Source organism: Bartonella sp. AP21QHHD (genome assembly GCF_042196205.1).
Lineage (GTDB): Bacteria > Pseudomonadota > Alphaproteobacteria > Rhizobiales > Rhizobiaceae > Bartonella.
Window position 1 is genome coordinate 1 of the sequence record NZ_JBHIPT010000111.1, and the last position, 1940, is coordinate 1940.

The window sequence follows — 1940 nt, forward strand, 5'->3', positions numbered from 1 at the left end:
CTGGGGGCGTTGCTGCTGCCCTTGCCGGTGGCAATGTTGATGCCGGCGCTGATGCCGCTGGTAATGCCGCTGCAAATAACTTTTTGGGGAGTGCACAACGCGCTCAGATGAAGAAAGAGTTAGAAGAGTGCCCTGATGATCAGTGTCGAAGAGATGTTAACGAAAAATGGTTCGAGATTAGTGAAGAGCAAGATAGGATTTTTGGGATAGGTCTTGCGAAGGGTATGATTGTTGGTGCCGTAAAAGCAATAGGAAACGGAATATCTGAGACAGCTCATGACGTTAAAGAATTAGGATCGGCAATAGGAAACGGAATATATGCGACAGTTCATGACGTTAAAGAATTAGGATCGGCAATAGGAAACAGTTCAGTTGATGAGATCTATCAAAATGCCCTTCAAGGCGTTGGAACAGCAAAAGCTTGGGCCACGAGTGGGCATATATTTGATGATGTCTGGGAAGGTGCTGGTCAACTCTGGGAAGGAGTTGGTCAATTCTGGGGAGGTGTTAAGGATTCCTTTAGAGGGCGTATAGATCACATAAAGGATTCCTTTGGGGGGCATATAGATCACATACATGAAACAATGGAGAAAGGGGGGGATGGAGCATTCAGTGCTGGTGCTGAATCTGGCGAAATGCTAGGTAAACCATTAGGAGATGTGGCTTATATAGTGGGTTCTACAGTGCTTACTGACGGTGCTGTTTCAGCAGCCAAGGGAGGCGTAAAGCTTGCGGGAAAGCTTGTAGAAAAAGATCTCATCAAATTTGCTGCTAAAGCTGAAGAAGCGGCTATAACGGGAGCAACTAGTTCTGAAGTAAATACTGCGCATGTGGGGAAAGAAATCGCACAATCGCTAGAAAAAATGAGCGATGAAGCTATTGCAACTCAATATTTGGGGCAAGAGAGAAAATTCTGGTCAAAACCTATTGAGGTTGAGTTTGAAATAACTAACAAGGGAGAAAAAATTACTCAGACAAACAAAGTCTATCAGAGAGATGATCTGTTTGATCCTAACCAGATTGTTAGTTGGACAGTAAAAGGAAAAGAAGTAAAAGGTACAAATATTGAAAGGATGAAAACAGGAAGAGCACCTCTTGACTTTAATGAAAATCCCATTGAATTGCATCATATGCTGCAAACACATGATGGTCCCATAGCAGAGGTTACAAATGCGTTTCATAATAAACATAATTCAGTTATTCATATTAATCCTAATACAATGGGATCAGCTATTGACAGAGACCTATTCGATAAATGGAGGACGAAATACTGGAAGGAACGTGCTAAAGATTATGAAAAGAAAGATATAGCAACTAAAAAATAATAATTTATGGAGAACAACCTATGAAAACTTATACTTTAGCTGATGTTGTACAATTAATTGATAAAGTAAATAAATATGATGATGAGATTATCAATTTTGGTACTGCAGAGGATGCAGTTAGTGATGTACGGATTAAAGAGGCAGAAAAAACTCTCGGTTTACAGTTTACAACTTCTTATAAGGATTTTTTAAAAAATTATAAGGGAGGAGAAATTGGTTATGAGGAAATTTTTAGCATTTATAACGCAAGTTTTGAGGATCATCCTGCTGGTGATATTGTGCATAAAAACTTATATCATAGGAAACATGGTTTTGCGACATTAGAACAGCTTGTTGTCAGTAGAACTGATTTTGGGGAGACATTTTACTTTGATTATACTCAGTTTCAGGATGGTGAATGCCCACTCTACGTCAAGATTCCATCTGGAGCGTCACATTATTATGCAAGTAATTTTTATGAATTTCTCTGTAAAAGAATTAAAGAGCACGCAGGGGAAGATTTGTGAAAACCTATACCTTAGCTGATGTTGCAGTATTAGTTGATAAATATAATGATATTATCAATTTTCGTACTGAAGAAAATGTGGCTGATGATCTACGGATTGAAAAGGCGGA

General features: G+C 39.1%; 2 protein-coding genes. Both read left to right on the plus strand.

All coding sequences use genetic code 11. The annotated features are described in order from the left end of the window. Positions 1-1325, plus strand: a 1325-nt coding sequence (locus tag ACFIMC_RS07605; protein ID WP_375681031.1) for an HNH/ENDO VII family nuclease, incomplete at its 5' end; no start/stop codon positions are given. A 20-nt stretch (positions 1326-1345) separates the two neighbouring features. After that, the gene (locus tag ACFIMC_RS07610) at positions 1346-1831 is read left to right on the plus strand and encodes an SMI1/KNR4 family protein (protein WP_208438784.1); all 486 of its coding nucleotides are present in this window, start codon (positions 1346-1348) and stop codon (positions 1829-1831) included. Positions 1832-1940 lie beyond the last annotated feature (109 nt).

Coding starts and splice junctions, on each gene's coding strand:
- ACFIMC_RS07610 (WP_208438784.1), top strand. CDS start 1,346: ATGAAAACTTATACTTTAGCTGATGTTGTACAATTAATTGATAAAGTA.